Annotated in this window: 14 protein-coding genes; 13 read left to right on the top strand and 1 reads right to left on the bottom strand. The window is 69.9% G+C overall.

What is annotated here, in order from left to right:
• Nucleotides 1-47 precede the first annotated feature (47 nt).
• The 10 genes from ACQHIV_RS16020 to ACQHIV_RS15975 all read left to right on the top strand — a co-directional run bounded on the left by ACQHIV_RS16020 (nt 48) and on the right by ACQHIV_RS15975 (nt 13,217).
• Nucleotides 48-1,511: a 3' terminal RNA ribose 2'-O-methyltransferase Hen1 gene (locus tag ACQHIV_RS16020; RefSeq protein ID WP_427895076.1), complete on the top strand. Its 1,464-nt coding sequence runs from the start codon at nt 48-50 to the stop codon at nt 1,509-1,511.
• A complete protein-coding gene (locus ACQHIV_RS16015; RefSeq protein ID WP_427895074.1) occupies nt 1,511-4,027 on the top strand; it encodes a polynucleotide kinase-phosphatase in 2,517 nt (838 codons plus the stop codon). Before ACQHIV_RS16020 ends, ACQHIV_RS16015 begins: the two co-directional genes overlap by 1 nt.
• 91 nt (nt 4,028-4,118) lie before the next feature.
• Nucleotides 4,119-5,993 carry a glycoside hydrolase family 127 protein gene (locus ACQHIV_RS16010; RefSeq protein ID WP_427895072.1) on the top strand — a complete coding sequence of 625 codons (1,875 nt, stop codon included), beginning with the start codon at nt 4,119-4,121 and terminating at the stop codon, nt 5,991-5,993.
• A complete protein-coding gene (locus tag ACQHIV_RS16005) occupies nt 5,993-7,687 on the top strand; it encodes an ABC transporter substrate-binding protein (RefSeq protein ID WP_427895070.1) in 1,695 nt (564 codons plus the stop codon). The genes ACQHIV_RS16010 and ACQHIV_RS16005 overlap by 1 nt, the downstream gene beginning before the upstream one ends.
• Nucleotides 7,684-8,628, top strand: a complete 945-nt coding sequence (locus ACQHIV_RS16000) for an ABC transporter permease (RefSeq protein ID WP_427895068.1) — start codon at nt 7,684-7,686, stop codon at nt 8,626-8,628. Before ACQHIV_RS16005 ends, ACQHIV_RS16000 begins: the two co-directional genes overlap by 4 nt.
• Nucleotides 8,625-9,608 carry an ABC transporter permease gene (locus tag ACQHIV_RS15995; RefSeq protein WP_427895066.1) on the top strand — a complete coding sequence of 328 codons (984 nt, stop codon included), beginning with the start codon at nt 8,625-8,627 and terminating at the stop codon, nt 9,606-9,608. The genes ACQHIV_RS16000 and ACQHIV_RS15995 overlap by 4 nt, the downstream gene beginning before the upstream one ends.
• Entirely contained in the window at nt 9,605-10,408 is an 804-nt protein-coding gene (locus ACQHIV_RS15990; protein WP_427895064.1) for an ABC transporter ATP-binding protein, read from the top strand. The genes ACQHIV_RS15995 and ACQHIV_RS15990 overlap by 4 nt, the downstream gene beginning before the upstream one ends.
• On the top strand, nt 10,405-11,229 hold the full coding sequence (locus ACQHIV_RS15985) for an ATP-binding cassette domain-containing protein (RefSeq protein ID WP_427895062.1): 825 nt from the start codon (nt 10,405-10,407) through the stop codon (nt 11,227-11,229). The genes ACQHIV_RS15990 and ACQHIV_RS15985 overlap by 4 nt, the downstream gene beginning before the upstream one ends.
• Before the next feature lie 20 nt (nt 11,230-11,249).
• Nucleotides 11,250-12,503 carry an alpha/beta fold hydrolase gene (locus ACQHIV_RS15980; RefSeq protein WP_427895060.1) on the top strand — a complete coding sequence of 418 codons (1,254 nt, stop codon included), beginning with the start codon at nt 11,250-11,252 and terminating at the stop codon, nt 12,501-12,503.
• A gap of 39 nt (nt 12,504-12,542) precedes the next feature.
• The gene (locus ACQHIV_RS15975; RefSeq protein ID WP_427895058.1) at nt 12,543-13,217 is read left to right on the top strand and encodes a GntR family transcriptional regulator; all 675 of its coding nucleotides are present in this window, start codon (nt 12,543-12,545) and stop codon (nt 13,215-13,217) included.
• Here the strand turns inward: ACQHIV_RS15975 and ACQHIV_RS15970 are convergent.
• The gene (locus tag ACQHIV_RS15970) at nt 13,214-14,194 is read right to left on the bottom strand and encodes a carbohydrate kinase family protein (RefSeq protein ID WP_427895056.1); all 981 of its coding nucleotides are present in this window, start codon (nt 14,192-14,194) and stop codon (nt 13,214-13,216) included. The two genes, ACQHIV_RS15975 and ACQHIV_RS15970, sit on opposite strands and share 4 nt — an antisense overlap.
• Before the next feature lie 95 nt (nt 14,195-14,289).
• On the opposite strand from ACQHIV_RS15970, the gene ACQHIV_RS15965 reads away from it, so the two are divergent.
• Genes ACQHIV_RS15965 through ACQHIV_RS15955 form a run of 3 tightly spaced genes read left to right on the top strand, consistent with a single transcriptional unit; the run spans nt 14,290 to nt 17,068 of the window.
• Nucleotides 14,290-14,925 carry an O-methyltransferase gene (locus ACQHIV_RS15965; RefSeq protein ID WP_427895054.1) on the top strand — a complete coding sequence of 212 codons (636 nt, stop codon included), beginning with the start codon at nt 14,290-14,292 and terminating at the stop codon, nt 14,923-14,925.
• Nucleotides 14,922-15,566: an ABC transporter ATP-binding protein gene (locus ACQHIV_RS15960; protein WP_427895052.1), complete on the top strand. Its 645-nt coding sequence runs from the start codon at nt 14,922-14,924 to the stop codon at nt 15,564-15,566. Before ACQHIV_RS15965 ends, ACQHIV_RS15960 begins: the two co-directional genes overlap by 4 nt.
• The gene (locus tag ACQHIV_RS15955) at nt 15,563-17,068 is read left to right on the top strand and encodes a DUF6297 family protein (protein WP_427895050.1); all 1,506 of its coding nucleotides are present in this window, start codon (nt 15,563-15,565) and stop codon (nt 17,066-17,068) included. The genes ACQHIV_RS15960 and ACQHIV_RS15955 overlap by 4 nt, the downstream gene beginning before the upstream one ends.
• The last annotated feature ends 41 nt before the right edge of the window (nt 17,069-17,109 follow it).

The raw sequence follows: 17,109 nt of genomic DNA, 5'->3' as shown, positions 1-17,109 counted from the left end.
CCCTAAACCGCGTGTCTCGATCCGCGACACATGATCGAATACTTCGGGTGTTCCTGACACTCGGCACCGATCTTTCCGGAATGGACGCCCCCGCGAGCGATTTCGGGTTCCTGTTGCACAAGAACCCGGCGCGACCGCAGGCGATCGACGTCACCGGCGGAGCGGCCCATGTGTTCTACCCGGAAGCCACCGCCGACCGCTGCACGGTGGCGGTGCTTCTGGAGATCGACCCGATCGGCCTGGTGAAGGCCGGCCGCGGCAAGGCGACCGAGGGTTTCACGCTCGGCCAGTACGTGAACGACCGTCCGTACGCCGCGTCCAGCCTGCTCGCGGTCGCGCTCGGAAAACTCTTCCGTACGGCGATGAACGGCCGCTGCGACGCCCGCCCGGAACTCGCCGCGCGGGCGATCCCGCTCGACGTGCACGTCCCGGCGCTCCCGTGCCGCGGCGGCGCCGAACTCGCGGAGCGGCTGTTCGCGCCGCTCGGCTGGACCGTCGACGCCCGCCCGGTGCCGCTCGACCCGGAGATCCCCGGGTGGGGTGACTCGCGGTACGTCGACCTGCGGCTGACCGGCGTACTGCGGCTGGCCGACGCGCTGAACCACCTGTACGTGGTGCTCCCGGTGCTCGACGACGCGAAGCACTACTGGGTCGGTCCGGACGAGGTCGACAAGCTGGTCCGGGCCGGCGAGGGGTGGCTGGCGGCGCATCCGGACAAGGCGCTGATCTCGCGGCGCTACCTCGCGCACCGGCGCTACCTCGCCGACGCCGCGCTCGAACGTCTCGCGGAGGTCGACGGGTTCGCGCTCGCGGACGAGCCGGCCGAGGAGGACGGCATCACGCCCTCGCCGGCTACGGACGGCGTCGCGCGATCGGAGGGGGCGCCCGCCGCCGGGGCCGTGTCGCTGGCGGTGGAGCGTCGTACGACAGTGGCCGGCGTACTGCGGGAGCTCGGGGCGCGGCGGATCGCGGACGTCGGCTGTGGTGAGGGTGCGCTGGTCGGCGAACTGCTCAAGGACCCGATGGTCGGGGAGCTGATCGCGACGGACGTGTCGGTGCGCTCGTTGCTCGCGGCGAAGCGGCGGCTGCACTACGACGACCTGCCGGACCGCCAGCGGGACCGGCTGAAGTTCCTGCAGTCGTCGGTCACGTACGCCGACGACCGCCTGGCGGGCCTGGACGCCGTCGTACTGATGGAGGTCGTCGAACACGTCGACCCACCACGCCTGCCCGCGCTCGCGCACTCCGTCTTCCACGCCGCCCGCCCGGCGGCGGCCGTCATCACCACCCCGAACAGCGAGTACAACATCCGCTTCCCGTCCCTCCCGGCCGGCACCTACCGCCACCCCGACCACCGCTTCGAGTGGACCCGCGCCGAATTCCAAACCTGGTCCCACCAAACCGCCACCCGCTACGGCTACGAGGTCGAGTTCCGCCCCGTAGGCCCCGACGACCCAGAGGTCGGCCCACCCACCCAACTCGCGCTCTTCCGCCGGGAGGTGGCGAACTGATGCAGATTCCCAACCTGTGTCTGGTGGTGCTTGTCGGGGTGAGTGGGTCTGGGAAGTCGACGTTCGCGCGGAGGCACTTCCGGGGGACCGAGGTGATCTCGAGTGACTTCTGCCGGGGGCTGGTGTCGGACGACGAGAACGATCAGGCGGCCACGAAGGACGCGTTCGAGGTGCTGCATTTCATCGCGGGTAAGCGGCTGGCTGCCGGTCGGCTGACTGTGATCGACGCGACCAACGTCCAGCCGGAGGCCCGCAAGGAGCTCGTCAGCCTGGCGCGCGAACACGACGTACTCCCGGTCGCGATCGTCCTCGACCCGCCCGAGCGGGTCTGCGTCGAACGGAACGAGCAGCGTGCGGACCGCCAGTTCGGCAGCAAGGTGATCGTCCGCCAGCGCTCGCAGCTCAAACGCGGCCTGCGCAGCCTGAAACGCGAAGGCTTCCGCACCGTCCACGTCCTCGGCAGCGTGGACGAGATCGATGCCGTCAGCATCGAACGCACCCGGCTGTACAACGACCTCACCGACCGGACCGGCCCGTTCGACATCATCGGCGACGTCCACGGCTGCCGTCTCGAGCTCGAGCGCCTGCTCACCGACCTCGGCTACGCCCTGACCCGCGACGACACCGGCCGCCCGGTCGACGCCGTCCACCCGGACCGCCGCGCGATCTTCGTCGGCGACCTCGTCGACCGCGGCCCGGACACCCCCGGCGTCCTGCGCCTGGTCATGGGAATGGTTGCTGCTGGCAACGCGTACTGCGTCCCTGGCAACCACGAGGACAAGCTGCTCCGCGCCCTCCGTGGCAAGAACGTGAAGATCAGCCACGGCCTCGAAACGACCCTGGAGCAGCTCGCCGCCGAGCCGCCGGAGTTCCGGGACGAGGTCGCGACGTTCATCGACGGCCTGATCTCGCACTACGTCTTCGACGGCGGCAAGCTGGTCGTCTCGCACGCCGGCCTGGTCGAGCGGATGCACGGCCGTACGTCGGGACGCGTCCGCTCGTTCTGCCTGTACGGCGAGACGACCGGGGAGACCGACGAGTTCGGGCTGCCCGTGCGGTACCCGTGGGCGAACGACTACCGCGGTCGCGCGATGGTGGTCTACGGCCACACGCCGACGCCCGAGCCGGAGTGGATCAACAACACGATCTGTCTCGACACCGGCTGCGTGTTCGGCGGATCGCTCACCGCGCTGCGCTACCCGGAGCGGGAGCTGGTCTCGGTGCCGGCCGCCGAGGAGTACTACGCGCCCGCGAAGCCGTTGCACGTGGCAACAGCTCCGGAGCGCGAACCAGACGTACTCGAGCTGACCGACGTGACCGGCCGCCGTGTGATCGAGACCGCGTCGCACGGGCGACTGAGCGTCCGCGCGGAGCAGGCCGGTGCGGCGCTGGAGGTGATGAGCCGGTTCGCGATCGACCCGCGGTTCCTGCTGTACCTGCCGCCGACGATGAGCCCGGTCGCGACGTCGCCCGAGCCGGGGCTGCTGGAGCACCCGCGGCAGGCGTTCGAGACGTACCGCGGGCAGGGCGTCACGGAACTGGTGTGCGAGGAGAAGCACATGGGCTCGCGGGCCGTCGTACTGCTGACCCGGGACGACGACGTTGCCGAGCGGCGGTTCGGGCTGGCCGGGCGTGGCGCGATCCACACCCGGACCGGGCGGTCGTTCTTCGACGCGGAGCTGACCGACGAGCTGCTGCTGCACCTGCGCGCGGCCGCCGAGTCTGCTGGTCTCTTCGACGAACTGGACACGTCCTGGCTGCTGCTCGACGCGGAGCTGCTCCCGTGGAGCGCGAAGGCCGAGGACCTGCTGCGGAACCAGTATGCCGCGGTCGGCGCGGCCGCGCGTACTTCGTTGCCTGCCGCAACCGCCGCGCTGCGGTCCGCGCGTGATGCGGGGCTGGACGTGGGGGAGCTGCTGGCGACGGCGGAGCGTCGTACGGCGAACGCGGAGCGGTTCACGGCGGCGTACCGACGGTACTGCTGGCCGACGGACGGGCTGGACGGCGTACGGATCGCGCCGTTCCAGGTGCTCGCGTCCGAAGGCGCGACGTACCACGAGCGGCCGCACCGGTGGCACCTCGACCTCGCCGACCGGATGGTTGCCGCCGGCCCGGACCTGGTCACGCCGACGCGCCGGCTGTATGTCGACGCCGACGGCTGGGACGCCGGTGTCGCGTGGTGGGAGGCGCTGACCGGCGCCGGGGGAGAGGGCATGGTGGTGAAGCCGGCCGCGAATCTGACCCGGACGCCGAAGGGGCTGGCGCAACCGGGGCTGAAGGTGCGTGGGCAGGAGTACCTGCGGCTGATCTACGGACCCGACTACACCGATCCGGCGAACTTCTCCCGCCTCCGCGAGCGCAACCTCGGCCACAAACGCTCGCTGGCGCTGCGCGAGTACGCCCTCGGGCTGGAGTCCCTGGAGCGCGCCGCGCGCGGCGAACCCCTGTGGCGGATCCACGAATGTGTCTTCGCCGTACTGGCGCTGGAGTCGGAGCCGGTCGACCCGCGGCTGTGACCGGCCGCCGGGGAGCGTGGTTCGTTTCCGGCGTGTAAACGTCTTTCGTCAGGCCTTGGCAAGGTGTGACATTGCACTTAGGGTCTGTGCAATGTCACACGGTACAGAGGTGCAGGTGCAGCTGACCGGCGGACTGCTGCGGGCCTGGCAGCAGCGGAACCGGGCGGCGACGATCCCGCACGCGATCGCCGAGCTCCGCAAGGCCGGCAACCTGGAGAACCTCCGCCGGTTGAGCGACCCGTCGGCCGGGCCGTATCGCGGGCGGTATCCGTTCCTGGACACGGACCTGTACAAGACCCTCGAAGGACTCGCGTACGAGGTCGGTCGGGAGGACGCGCCGGCGGGTGCGCGGGAGTTCTACGACGAGGTCGTCGAGTTGCTCGGGCAGGCGCAGGCGGACGACGGCTACCTGAACTCGTACTTCCAGGACCCCGACCAGCCGAAGCAGCCCTGGTCGGACCTCGGCTGGGGCCACGAGCTGTACAACCTCGGCCACCTGATCCAGGCGGCGGTCGCCGCGCAGCGGCAACTGTCGGACAGCAGGTTGCTGACCATCGCCCGGCGGTTCGCGGATCTCGTCGTCCGGAAGTACGGCGTGGACGGCGAGGAGGTCGTCGACGGTCATCCCGAGGTGGAGCTGGCGCTGGTCGAGCTTTATCGTGAAACCGGTGACGCGTCGTACCTGACGCAGGCGCGGTTGTTCGTCGACCGGCGCGGGCGGGGGAAGCTCGAGCACACGATCTTCCCGGGCGAGTACTTCCAGGACCACGTCCCGTTCCGCGAGCTGCCGTCCGTCACCGGGCACGCCGTACGGATGGCGTACCTCGCGGCCGGGGCTGCCGACATCCACCTGGAGACGGGCGATCCGGAGTTGCTCGCGGCGCTGGAGCGGCTGTGGGACGACATGGTCGCGACCAAGCTGTACTTCACCGGTGGGCTCGGCAGCCGGCACTCCGACGAGGCGATCGGCGACCGGTACGAGCTGCCGTCCGAGCGGGCGTACGCCGAGACGTGCGCGGCGATCGCGACGATGCAGTGGGCGTGGCGGATGTTCCGCGCGACGGGAAAGGCGTCGTACCTCGACGTGTACGAGACCGTGCTCTACAACGCTTATGCGGTAGGGCTTTCGGCCGACGGTACGGCGTTCTTCTACGACAACCCGTTGCAGCGCCGGCCGGACCACGAGCAGCGTTCGGGCGCCGAGGACGGTGGTGAGCTGCTCCGCCGCGCCTGGTTCGGCTGCCCGTGCTGCCCGCCGAACATCATCCGCTGGATGTCCGAACTCCAGGACCACGTCTCCCTCTACCGCGACAACACCCTGTACGTCGGCATCTACGCCAACGCCCGCCTCACCACCCCCGACCTCACCGTCAAGGTCGCCACCAACTACCCCTGGGACGGCGAGATCACCCTCACAGTCGAGAACGCCCCCACCGACGAACGCACGATCGCCCTCCGCATCCCAACCTGGACCACGACCCCAACCCTCACCACCCCGCACCCGGCGGCTGAACCGTTTGTTGTGCGGCCGGAGGAGGACGGGTGGGTTCGTGTTCGAAGGGCATTCGTGGCAGGAGATGTCATCCGGCTGACGTTGCCGATGGCACCCAGAGCACACGGAGCGCACCCGTACGTGGACGCGACCCGCGGAGCGCTCGCGGTTGCCCGCGGCCCGCTTGTCTATTGCGTCGAGCAACAAGACGCGGACGCACCCGTGGACGACCTGCTGCTGACGCCGGCCCGTGTCGCACAGGCGACCGCGCGCACCGACGGCGGGCACGTCGTACTCGATCTGACCGCCGGCGTCGCCCCGCCGCCGGCTGCCGAGCTGTACCCCGTCCTCACCGGAACACCTCAGGAGACCGCCTCGAAGTACGTGCCGGTGACGTTGTCGCCGTACTTCCTCTGGGGAAACCGTCAGCCCCTGGCCATGCGTGTGTGGCTGCGAACCGAAAGAGAAGACTGATGAAGAGAACCTCGAAGCTGGTCGGGCTCGTGGCGGCTGCCGCGTTGACCCTCACCGCGTGCGGCGGCGGTGCGTCCGGGACGAAGGGGGCGTCGGACGGTCCCGGCGCCAAGGCTGTCAAGGGCGGTACGTTGCAGGTGCTCGCGAACGCGGCGTTCTCACACCTGGACCCGGCCCGCGGGTTCGACGGCGGCGTGAACAACTTCTACCGGCTGATCTACCGCACGCTCACCACGCAGGGCGCGGCACCGGGGGCAGACGGTACGAAGATCGTCGCGGACCTCGCCACCGACACCGGCAAGCCGACGGACGGCGGCAAGACCTGGACGTTCACGCTGAAGGACGGGCTGTTCTTCGAGACCGGCGCGCCGATCACCAGCGCGGACGTGAAGTGGGGCGTGGAGCGCGCGTGGGACCCGGAGATCGGGATCGGCTCGCCGTACGCGAAGCAGCTGATCGAGGCGCCCGCTTCGTACCAGGGGCCGTACAAGTCGGGTGACCTGGCAACGATCCTGACGCCCGATGCGAAGACGATCGTCTTCCACCTGAAGAAGCCGTTCGCGGACTTCGGCAGCGTGGTCGCGCAGAACACGTTCACTCCGGTACCGAAGGGCCAGGGCGCCGGCAACGCGCTGGACAGCAAGCCGATCGCGTCCGGCCCGTACAAGCTGGCCGACTACAAGCCGGGCGCGTCGCTGAAGCTGGTCCGCAACGACAAGTGGGACAAGAAGACCGACGACGTCCGGACCGCGAACCCGGACGTGTTCCAGTGGACGTTCGGGCTCGACCCGGCGACGATCGACGAGCGGATGATCGCCGGCCAGGGCACCGACGCGGACGCGATCGCCGGCACCGTCCAGGCCGCCACCGTGGCTCGGATACAGACGCCGCAACTGAAGCAGCGGACGATGACCGGCATCAACGGCTGTACGACGTACATGGGGCTGAACACCACGAAGAAGCCGCTGGACAACGTGAAGGTCCGGCAGGCGATCAACCTCGCGGTGAACAAGCAGACCGTGCGGGACGCGGACGGTGGTTCGGCGCTGGCCGAGATCGGTACGACGATCCAGCCGCCGACGATCACCGGCCGGGTGGACTACGACCCGTACCCGAGCACCGACGACAAGGGCGACGTCGACGGCGCGCGCAAGCTCCTGACCGAGGCGGGCTTCGCCGACGGCTTCACGATGACACTCGACACCCGCGCGCAGCCGAAGATGCAGGCGATGGCGGTCGCGATCCAGCAGGCGCTGGAGCCGCTGAAGATCACGGTCAAGATCAACACGATCGACACCGCGACGTACTACGAGGTGATCGGTACGACGTCCCAGCAGCACGACGCCGCGATCACCGGGTGGTGCCCGGACTGGCCGTCCGGCGCGACCTTCCTGCCGCCGCTGTTCGACGGCCGCAACATCACCCCGAAGGGCAACACGAACCTGTCGCAGCTGAACGACCCGGGCGTGAACGCGAAGATCGACGAGATCTCCAAGCTGACCGACGTGAACGCCGCGAACACGGCGTACGGCGAACTCGACAAGCAGATCATGGCGCTCGCGCCGGTCGTGCCGCTGCTCTACGAAAAGGTGCTGATGCTTGTCGGGAGCAACATCGGTGGCGCCTACCTGCACGACGGGTTCTCCGGCGGCATCGACCTGGTGTCGGTCGGCCTGAAGGACGCGAGCAAGTGACAACCAGCCCGACGCTGGCCGAGATCGAGGAGGCGGTGCCGGCGGCATCGCCCGCCTCGGGCCGGCGGGTCCTCGCCAGGATCACCCGGGACCGGGGTGCGCTGGCGTGCCTGGTGTTCCTCGGGCTGGTGGTGCTGATGGCGATCGCGGCGCCGCTGATCGTCAAGCTCAGCGGCTGGGGGCCGTACCAGTTCGACTCCGCGGCGATCAACTCCGACCTCGGCGGGCTGCCGCGCGGCGCCCTCGGCGGGATCAGCGGCTCGCACTGGTTCGGCGTCGAGCCGCAGAACGGCCGCGACCTCTTCGCCCGGATCGTGTACGGCGCCCGGGTGTCGATCACGATCTCGCTGTCGGCGACCCTGCTGACCGGAATCCTCGGGGTGGTGCTCGGCATGCTGGCCGGGTTCTACCGCGGCTGGGTCGACCAGGTGATCTCCCGGCTGATGGACTTCCTGATGGCGTTCCCGGCGCTGATCTTCATGATCGCGATCCTGTCGTCGCTGCCGTCCGGGAACCGGCCGGTGCTGCTGGTCGTGGTGATCAGCGCGTTCGGCTGGCCGTACCTGGCCCGGGTGATCCGCGGCCAGACGATGACGCTGGCGAACCGCGAGTTCGTCGAGGCGGCCCGGGCGTCCGGGGCGAAGGACTCCCAGGTGGTGTTCCGGGAGATCCTGCCGAACCTGCGTGGCTCGATCGTGGTGATGACCACGCTCGCGATCCCGGGCTACATCGGCACCGAGGCGGGCCTGTCGTTCCTCGGCGTCGGGGTCTCGCCGCCGACCGCGTCCTGGGGCCAGATGATCGCGAGCTCGGTGAGCTGGTACTCGGTGGACCCGATGTTCTTCGCGATTCCCGGCCTGTTCCTGTTCCTCACCGTCTTGTCGCTGACCGTTCTGGGCGACAAGATCCGCACGCTCATCGACCAAGGGGAGGCAGCGTGACGCGCTACGTCCTCGGCCGGCTCGGCGGCGTCGTACTGATCCTGCTCGCCGTCTGCCTGTTCACGTACCTGATCTTCTTCGAGCTGTCGCCGGATCCCGCGGTGATGATCTGCGGCAAGACCTGTACGCCGGAGCGGATCGACTCGATCCGGGACGTGCTCGGGCTGAACCAGCCGATCCTCACGCAGTTCTGGGAGTTCCTGAGCGGGATCTTCGCCGGCCGGGACTACGGCTCGGTGCACTGCTCGGCGCCGTGCCTGGGGTACTCCTTCCAGACCAACGAGTCGGTGTGGAGCATGATCACCGCGCGGCTGCCGGTCAGCATCACGGTCGCGGTCGGCGCGGCGGTGCTGTGGCTGCTCGCCGGCGTGATCGGCGGACTGATCAGCGCGGTCAAGCAGGGCACGTGGTGGGACCGTTCGGCGATGGCGCTCGCGCTCGGCGGGGTCAGCGTGCCGAACTACGTGCTCGCGCTCGTCCTGCAGTACGTGCTGGTCGTGAAGCTGCAAGTGCTGCCGTTCCCGTCGGTGGTGTCCTTCGCCGGCAATCCGGTTGTCTGGTTCGAGTCGTACCTGATGCCGTGGGTGGTCCTGGCGGTCGGCTACGCCTGTCTGTACGCACGGTTGACCCGGAGCAACGTCATCGACACGTTGTCGGAGAACTACTTCCGGACCGCCCGCGCGAAGGGCCTGAGCGGCGCGCTGATCATGCGCCGGCACGCGCTGCGGCCCGCGCTGACGCCGATCACCACGATCTTCGGGATGGACTTCGCCGGCCTGCTCGGCGGCGCGCTGATCACCGAGACCGTGTTCGGCCTGAACGGGATCGGCAAGATGGCGGCCGACTCGATCGCGAAGAACGACCAGCCGGTGATCATGGCGGTGACCCTGCTGGCCGCGTTCTTCGTTGTCATCGGCAACGTCGTGGTGGACCTGCTGTACACCGCGCTGGATCCGCGGGTACGGGTGGTGTCGGCATGAGTGGCGAGTTGTTGGTTGTCGACGATCTGACGGTCATCCTGCCGACCGGTCGCGGTCCGGTGGAGGTGGTGAAGAACCTGTCGTTCACCGTCGGGCGGGACGAGACGGTCGGCATCGTCGGCGAGTCCGGGTCGGGCAAGTCGATGACCGCGCTCGCGGTCCTCGGGCTGCTGCCACGTGGCGCCCGTACGTCGGGCAGTGTGAAGCTCGACGGCGCCGAACTGCTCGGCCGGACCGACCGCGAGTTCCGGTCGGTGCGCGGGAACGCGATCTCGATGGTGTTCCAGGACCCGTTGTCGTCGCTGAATCCCTACTACACCGTGGGTCTGCAGATCGAGGAGATGTACCGGGCGCACCGCGGCGGTTCCCGCAGGGACGCACACCGGGTCGCGATCGAGGCGCTCGAACGGGTCGGGATCCCCGATCCGGGCCGCCGGGTCGACCACTACCCGCACCAGTTCTCCGGCGGTCAGCGGCAGCGCGTGATGATCGCGATGGCGCTGTGCTGTTCGCCGTCGCTGCTGATCGCGGACGAGCCGACGACCGCGCTCGACGTGACCGTACAGGCGCAGATCCTCGAACTGCTGGCCGAGCTCCAGACCTCGACCGGTACCGGGATGATCTTCATCACCCACGACCTCGCGGTGATCAGCTCGATCGCCCGGCGGGTGCTGGTGATGCGGTCCGGCGACCCGGTCGAGTACGGGACCGCGGAGCAGGTGTTCTCGGACCCGCGGCACGAGTACACGCGGATGCTGCTGGACGCCGTACCGCGGATCGACGACGAGGTGGCGCCATGACATTGCTCGAAGTACGGGGCGTGACGAAGGAGTTCGTCACCCGGGGCGAAGGGGCGCGGGCGCGGAAGACCACGTTCACCGCGGTGGACGACGTGAGCTTCGACGTCGAGCTCGGCGAGACGCTCGCGATCGTCGGCGAGTCCGGCAGCGGGAAGTCCACCACCGCGCGGATCGCGGCCCGGCTGCTGGGGCCGACCAGCGGTACGGTCGTGTTCGACGGGCAGGACGTGACCCGGGCCCAGGGCAAGGACCTGGCCGGGTTCCGGAACAACGTGCAGGTGGTGTTCCAGGACCCGTTCTCGTCGCTGAACCCGCGGTACACCGTCGAGCGGATCATCACCGCGCCGCTCACCTACCAGGGCATCACGCCGGCCGGCTCGAAGCGCGCGTTCGCGCAGGAGCTGATGGAGCGGGTCGGGCTGAACCCGGACCACTGCCGGCGCTACCCCGCGCAGTTCTCCGGCGGCCAGGCGCAGCGGATCGGCATCGCCCGCGCGCTGGCCGTGAACCCGAAGCTGGTGATCTGCGACGAGGCGGTGTCGGCGCTCGACGTGTCGATCCAGGCGCAGGTCCTGGAACTGCTGATGCGGCTGCAGCGGGAGAGCGGGTTCAGCTACATCTTCATCGCGCACGACCTGGCGGTGGTCCGGCAGATATCCCAGCGCGTCGCGGTGATGAACCGAGGCAGAATCGTGGAGCTTGGGTCGCGGGACCAGGTGTTCGGCGCGCCCCGCGACTCCTACACGAAAACGTTGCTGGCGGCCGTACCACGGATCAACCCGGAGTGGGACGCGCGCCGCCGGGAGAAAGGCAGGAGATGACGAGCTACACAATTCCCCGAATGCACGTACGGGAGCACACCGTTGACGTTCCCCTCAACTGGGAAGAGCCGGGGGAGTCGATCAGCCTGTTCGCTCGGGAGTTGGTCGATCCGGTGCGGAAGGACGAGGAGCTTCCGTACCTGGTGTACCTGCAGGGCGGACCGGGTGGGAAGGGGCCGCGGCCGGTCAGTGCGTCGGGGTGGATCGGGCAGGCGCTGAAGACGCACCGGGTCGTGCTGATGGACCAGCGTGGTATGGGCCGGAGTACGCCGGTCAGCGGCCGGCGGATGGCGGCGATGACGGCCGCGGAGGGCGCCAACTACCTCGCGCACTTTCGCGCGGACTCGATCGTCGCGGACGCGGAGCACCTGCGGAAGGCCGTGTTCGGCGGCAAGCGCTGGTCGACGCTCGGCCAGAGCTACGGCGGATTCCTCACGCTCACGTACCTGTCTCAGGCGCCTGAAGGTCTGAGCGCGTGCTACGTCACCGGCGGGCTCGCGTCGATCGACCCGTCGGCCGCCGAGGTGTACCGGCGGACGTACCCGCGGGTCGCGGCGAAGAACCGCGAGTTCTACAAGAGGTACCCGCACGACGTCGAGCTGGTCGGCCGGCTCGCGGACCGGCTGGCGGCGGACGACGTACGGCTGCCGGACGGCGACCGCATGACCGTCCGCCGGTTGCAGTCGCTCGGGATCGACTTCGGGATGCAGCCCGGGTACGAGCGGATCCACTGGCTGCTCGACGAGGCGTTCGACGGCGACGAGCTGTCCGACACGTTCCTCGGCCAGGTCCAGGCGCAGTCGTCGTACCTCGGGAATCCGCTGTTCGCGGCGCTCCAGGAGAGCATCTACGGCTCCGGCGACGGCGCCACCGGCTGGGCGGCCGAGGCGGAGCGGGCGCGGCGCCCGGAGTTCGCCGAGGACGCGCGGCCGCTGCTGTTCACCGGCGAGATGATGTACCCCTGGATGTTCGAAGAGATCCGCGGGCTGCGGCCGTTCCAGGGCGCCGTCGAGCTGCTGGCGCGGCGGCCCGGCTGGCCGGACCTGTACGACCACGAGAAGCTCGCCGCGAACGACGTACCGGTGGCGGCCGCGGTGTATTTCGACGACATGTACGTCGACTCCGGGCTGCAGCTTGACACCGCGAGCCGGGTTGGGAACGTACAGGCCTGGGTGACGAACGAGTACGAGCACGACGGCCTCGGGTCGGACCGCGTGTTCGAACGCCTGACCGAGCTCGTCGCCGCGATCGGGGGTGGCATCCGCGACAACTGACCGCCGTGTTTCACACTAGGTGGTGAGAGAGGTGAACCGATGACTGCCGATTCGATCGGGCCGTTGCCGAGTGTACGGCGGCTGGCGCAGCGGGAGAACCTGCGCGACAGCGTGGCCAACGCGCTCCGGGCGGCGGTGATCTCCGGTGAGCTGAAGCCGGGGGAGGTGTACTCGGCGCCGACGCTCGGCGCGCGGTTCGGCGTCTCCGCGACGCCGGTCCGGGAGGCGATGCTGGACCTGGTCCGCGAGGGCCTGGTGATCTCGCTGCGGAACAAGGGCTTCCGGGTCACCGAGGTGTCCGACGAGGATCTGGACAACCTGGCGGCGCTCCGCCAGCTGATCGAGCCGCCGACGGTCCGGGACGTGGTGGCGGCGATCCCGGCGGCCGACTACCCGCGGCTGCGGGCGCTGGCCGAGGACATCGTGGTGGCCGCCGAGGCGGGCGACCTGATCGCGTACATCGAGGCCGACCGGGTGTTCCACGTCACACTGCTCGCGTACTCCGGGAACCCGAAACTCGTGGAGGTGGTGTCGGACCTGCGCTCACAGACCCGGCTGCTCGGTCTCACCCCGCTGGTCGAGAGCGGGCGGCTGGTCCCGTCCGCCGCCGAACACCACGAGCTCCTGGACCTCGTCGAGTCCGGCGACGGCGAGGGCGCCGAGCAGCTGATGCGCCGCCACATCGGCCACGTCCGCGGCCTCTGGGCCCGCTAGCGCGTGGTCAGGGCCTGCTTCGCGGTGGCGGCGGCGTCCGCGCCGTACGCGCTGGTCAGCCGGTCGAGGAAGGTCGGGTGGTCGAGCGTGTACTCCTGGGTGCCGACCGTCTCCAGGACCGTGGTCGCGAGCGTGCAGCCGAGGTGGGCGGCGGCCTCGTGGTCGAGGCCGGCGGCGCGGCCGGTGAGGTAGCCCGCGCGGAACGCGTCGCCGCCGCCGGTCGGGTCCACCAGGTTCGGCGCCGGTACGGCGGGGACCTTCGCGAGGATGCCGCTGGTGTCCTCGATCACCACGCCGTCGCCGCCGTGCGTGGTGATCCGGACGCCGACCCGCTCGAGGATCTCGTCGTGGCTCCAGCCCGTCTTCTGCGCCATCAGCCCGGCCTCGTACTCGTTGCTGAACAGGTACGCCGCGCCGTCGACCAGGGTCCGGATCGCGTCGCCCTCCATCCGGGCGAGCTGCTGCGACGGGTCGGCCGCGACCGGGATCCCGTGCTGCTTGGCGAGCTGGGTGTGCTTGAGCATCGCGTCCGGGTCGTCGGCGCCGACCAGCACCAGGTCCACGCCGCCGGTGGCCTGGTGGATCGCGCCCAGGTCGAGCTCGCGGGCCTCGGCCATCGCGCCGGTGTAGAAGGAAGCGATCTGGTTCGCGTCCAGGTCCGTCGTACAGGTGAACCGGGCGGTGTGTACGTTCTCGCACACGCGGACGTGCGACACGTCCACGCCGGCCGCCGTCAGCGCCGCGCCGTACTCGGCGAAGTCCGCACCGACCGAGCCGACCAGCAGCGACGGGTACCCGAGCTGGGCCATCCCGTAGCAGATGTTCGCGCCCACCCCGCCGCGGTGCACGACCAGCTCGTCGACGAGGAAGGACAGCGACACCTTGTGCATCTGCTCTTCCAGGAACTGGTCCTTGAACCGGCCCGGGAACGTCATCAGGATGTCGGTCGCGATCGATCCGGCGACGGCGATTCGCATAGGAGGTGCTCCCTCGGGTGGGGTGGGTGCAGAAGGTTTGGGCAACCCATAGAGACTACAAGGCGACGACTTAATACACGGAGGGTGGAACTCCCATGGGCCATCAGGTGCCGGTGACCGAGGAACTGCACGACTACATGCTCGCCCACGGGATGCCGCTGGACGAGATCGCGACCGAGCTGCGCGCCGAGACCGAGCAGCTCGGCAGCCCGGCGGGCATGCTGACCACCGCCGACCAGGCCGGCCTGCTGACCACCCTGACCCGGCTGATCGGCGCCCGCCGCGCGGTCGAGATCGGCACCTTCACCGGGTTCTCGGCGCTGGCGATCTCCCGCGGGCTGCCGGACGACGGCGAGCTGATCTGCCTGGACGTGAGCGACGAGTGGACGTCGATCGGCCGGAAGTACTGGGAGCGCGCCGGGGTCGCGGGCAGGATCGACCTGCGGATCGGCGACGCCCACGAGTCCGCGGCGACGCTGGACGGGACCTTCGACCTGGCGTTCGTGGACGCCGACAAGGACTGGTACATCAAGTACTTCGAGACCGTGCTGCCGCTGATCCGGCCGAACGGGCTGCTGCTGTTCGACAACACGCTGGCCGGCGGGCGGGTGATCGACGCCGACGGCCCGGCCGACCGCAAGGAGTTCAACGCGCACGTCGCCGCGGACGACCGGGTCGACGTCATCATGCTCGGCATCGGCGACGGGCTGACACTGGTCCGCAAGAAGTGAGCAAGAAGGCGGCGCCGCGGCTGGCGGTCCAGGGGCTGCAGCACAAGTACGGCGACCGGCCGGTGATCGAGGGACTGAACTTCACCCTCGCGGCCGGGCACGCGATCGCGCTGGTCGGGCCGAACGGCGCCGGCAAGACGACCGTACTCAAGTGCATCGTCGGCGCGGCGGCACCGGCGGCCGGGAAGATCCTGCTCGACGGGCAGCCGATCGACGAACGTGCCGAGTCGGTCCGGCGGGACGTCGCGACGCTGCTCGACGACCTGGACTTCTTCCCGGACCTGACCGCGGCGGAGCACCTCGACCTGCTCGCCCGCGCGCACGGCAACGCGTCGCCGGAGGATCTCGTCGACACGATCCTGGACGACATCGGCCTGCTTCCGGCGGCCGACCAGCTGCCCGGGTCGCTGTCGTCCGGTCAGCGCCGCCGGCTCGCGCTGGCGACCGCGCTGGTCCGCCCGCGCAAGCTGATGGTGCTCGACGAGCCCGAGGCCCGGCTCGACACCGGCGGCGTGCAGTGGCTGTCCGACCGACTGGTCCAGGAGAAGAAGTCCGGTACGGCGATCCTGTTCGCCAGCCACGACCCCGGCCTGGTCGAGACGGTCGCGGACTCCGTCGTCACCCTGACGCCGCTCCCATGAGCGCGGCGGACGGGCCGGTGGAGTTCGACGCGGCGGACTTCGGGGGGATCCCGTCGTCGCGGTCGCTGCGGCACTGGATGCGGACCACCCGGCGCAAGCACGCGGACCGGTCGTTCTGGGAGATCTTCGAGGACATCTACCTGGTCCTGTTCACGCTCGCGATGGCCGGCGCCACCGGCGGCAACGTCGTACGGCACCTGAACTCGAACGCGGCCGGGTGCTCGTCGCTGACCTGTCATCAGCTGACGTCGTGGTTCCCGTGGATCGTCATACCGTTGCTGCTGGCAACGACGCTGCGGGTGCTGCTGGCCGTCGGCCCGGTGTCGGCGTCCCGTGCGACCGGGTTCTGGCTGCTCGCCACCCCGGTCAGCCGTGCCTCGCTCCTGCGCCCTGCCTACCGCTTGGTGATCGCGACCGTCGCGGTCATCGGCGTCATCGTCGGGGCGCTCATCTGGGCGCTGCTCGGCTCGCCGGTGTTCGACGTGTTCGAGGCGGCCGTGCTGATCGGTGCGGCGCTGGTGTGCGCGGCGGTCGCGACCGTCTGGGCGCAGCAGACCGCCCGCCGCTCCTCGGTCGCCCTGCGGGTCGCCGACGTGCTGCTGATCGTCGCGGTGGTACCGGCGGCGCTGCTGGCGTTCCGTCCGGGCGAGAAGCCTGTTTCCCTTGACGGAAGTGCTTCCGCAAGCGGGTGGCTGGTTGCCGGCGGGGCGCTCGCAGTCGTCGCGCTCGTACTGGCGTTCGTGCTCTCGCGGAGACTCGATCGGCTCGGGCGGATCAGCGTGATCGCCGGTGGGGAACTCCTGGCCGGGCTCGCGGGTGCGGCGAGCAGCCTCGACATCAGCATGCTCGGCGACGTGATCGCCGGGCGGCACTGGCGGTTGAAGGGGCGGGTCCGCTCGCACCGCGGCCGGGGCGCGAACGGTGCCGCGATCATTCAGCGGGAGTTCTGGCGGATCCTGCGCTGGCCGCGCCGCCTCGCCGTCGCGTTCGCCCTGCTCGTGGTGCCGTACGCCGTGCACGGCGCAGGGTTCCACGTCCTCGTTCCGATCGCGGCCGCCATCGCCGGGTTCATCGCCGTACGGCCGTTGCTCGACGGTCTCCGGACCGCCTGCCGCTCGACCGGACTGGTGCGGGCGCTCGGCTGGGACCTGCGGGACCTGCGGATCGTGATGGCCGTCGTACCGGGGTTCACCGCGGTCGTGTGGGCGGTCTGCGCGTCGCCGGCGATCGGCAGCGCGGCGTCGACGTTCGCCGTTGCCGCGGGCATCATTTCCGGCACCGTACGGCAGGCGTCCGCGCGGCCGCCGTCGTACGCCGGACCGCTGGTCACGTCGCCGATGGGGGCGATCCCGCCGGGGCTGTTCTCGCAGCCGGCCCGCGGCTTCGACCTGCTCGTGGTGTGCCTGGCGCCGGTGCTGCTCAACCTCCCCGGTCTGTGGGTGACGGTGATCCCGGCCGTCGTACTGATGCTGATGTTCAGCGTCCGCCCGAAGACCGCCTGACGCATCAGGCGTTCTTGCCGGATCTTGGTGCGGACAGGTAC

This window comes from Kribbella polygonati (assembly GCF_050320105.1).
Taxonomy (GTDB): Bacteria; Actinomycetota; Actinomycetes; order Propionibacteriales; family Kribbellaceae; genus Kribbella.
Note: the sequence above shows the minus strand (reverse complement) of the source record. Positions and strands in the feature narration are given on the sequence as shown.

Coding starts and splice junctions, on each gene's coding strand:
- ACQHIV_RS16015 (WP_427895074.1), top strand. CDS start 1,511: ATGCAGATTCCCAACCTGTGTCTGGTGGTGCTTGTCGGGGTGAGTGGG.
- ACQHIV_RS16010 (WP_427895072.1), top strand. CDS start 4,119: ATGTCACACGGTACAGAGGTGCAGGTGCAGCTGACCGGCGGACTGCTG.
- ACQHIV_RS16005 (WP_427895070.1), top strand. CDS start 5,993: ATGAAGAGAACCTCGAAGCTGGTCGGGCTCGTGGCGGCTGCCGCGTTG.
- ACQHIV_RS15990 (WP_427895064.1), top strand. CDS start 9,605: ATGAGTGGCGAGTTGTTGGTTGTCGACGATCTGACGGTCATCCTGCCG.
- ACQHIV_RS15985 (WP_427895062.1), top strand. CDS start 10,405: ATGACATTGCTCGAAGTACGGGGCGTGACGAAGGAGTTCGTCACCCGG.
- ACQHIV_RS15980 (WP_427895060.1), top strand. CDS start 11,250: ATGCACGTACGGGAGCACACCGTTGACGTTCCCCTCAACTGGGAAGAG.
- ACQHIV_RS15975 (WP_427895058.1), top strand. CDS start 12,543: ATGACTGCCGATTCGATCGGGCCGTTGCCGAGTGTACGGCGGCTGGCG.
- ACQHIV_RS15970 (WP_427895056.1), bottom strand. CDS start 14,194: ATGCGAATCGCCGTCGCCGGATCGATCGCGACCGACATCCTGATGACG.
- ACQHIV_RS15965 (WP_427895054.1), top strand. CDS start 14,290: ATGGGCCATCAGGTGCCGGTGACCGAGGAACTGCACGACTACATGCTC.
- ACQHIV_RS15955 (WP_427895050.1), top strand. CDS start 15,563: ATGAGCGCGGCGGACGGGCCGGTGGAGTTCGACGCGGCGGACTTCGGG.